Origin of the sequence: Streptococcus infantis (assembly GCF_001579645.1) — a bacterium.
In the GTDB taxonomy this organism is placed as follows: domain Bacteria; phylum Bacillota; class Bacilli; order Lactobacillales; family Streptococcaceae; genus Streptococcus; species Streptococcus infantis_E.
Genome location: NZ_KQ970824.1, coordinates 24,442 through 25,607 on the forward strand (window position 1 = coordinate 24,442; position 1,166 = coordinate 25,607).

Here is a 1,166-nt window from a genome sequence, read left to right on the forward strand (position 1 = left end):
TATTTTTTTCTTTGAATATCATAAAAAATAAAGACAATAATGGCTATAAGAGAACAACTTGCACCAGCAACAAATCCTTTTGGAATAAAGGAAAGGGTAATAGTTCCTTCACCTTCAGGAACATCAATTTTCATAAATCCAGTTTGTGCCTGTTGAATTTGTAATTTTTTACCATTTTGGTAAGCAGACCATCCTCGGTCGTAAGGAATTGTGAAAAAGATCGATGTCTCATTCTTTACCTTATAATTTACAGTGACTTTATTTTTATAAGAGCTCACTTCTACTGGATTTTCTTTTATTTTGCGTATAGCCTCCGTATATTTCTTAGTATCTAAGCGATAGAAAGTTGGAGATTCAAATGATACTTGAGCATTTCCTGGGAACTTAACCTGGATATCAAAAGTTTGTTTATGTTCTGCATATCCAAGATTAAAAAATGTAAAAACATTATCTGTGGTAAAGAATTTTTTTTCACCATTGACAATGATGTCAACTTGCTTTTTCTTATCGTTTGAAAAATTTAGCTTGGTCATGGAAAGGTAAACCTGACTATTATCAGGTACTTCAATGCTGTAGCTGATAGTTGCATCTTCAGTATCAGTTCCGTTTAGATTGACAACGTTGTTATCAGAGTCTGTATAATGATTTATCGGATAAAAGTACTCTTCATTTAAGCCAGCAATTTGATTTAAAAATTGAGTTTGGTTATCAAGAGTATGGTCATTAAAAGTGACATCTTTGTAAAGAGACTGTGTAGCAAAAGCAATTGGGAGAGCGAATTGATTTTTATAAAGGGTTAGATTATCTTTTTGATAGCTTGGATGAAAACCATATTTATCTGGATAGGTTTCAGAAATATTGTAGCTGATTCCAAATAAACTATCTGCAATGATAGTATTATTTGCATAACGAAGATTAAGGTTGGTACCTGAAGATTTAAAACCCAACTTATCTAACGTTGTACTTGCAGAACGATTACGAACAGATGAAAATTGTGAGATGCCATTGTAGTTAAATTTCATGCTATCGTTTCCAGTTTGAGTTTGTAACTTTTCAGTTCGTGTAAATGTATCTGGCTGCTGTTTGGTATACTCCAAAATAGCTTCCATACTTGGAATATCTTTATCATAGGTACTACGAGAAGCAAATCCCCATTCTTTCGTAAT

General features: G+C 32.5%; 1 protein-coding gene. It reads right to left on the minus strand.

Features of this window, described 5'->3' with window-relative positions:
- Window positions 1–1,166, minus strand: a 1,166-nt coding sequence (locus SINDD18_RS08870) for a YfhO family protein (RefSeq protein WP_153014459.1), incomplete at both ends; no start/stop codon positions are given.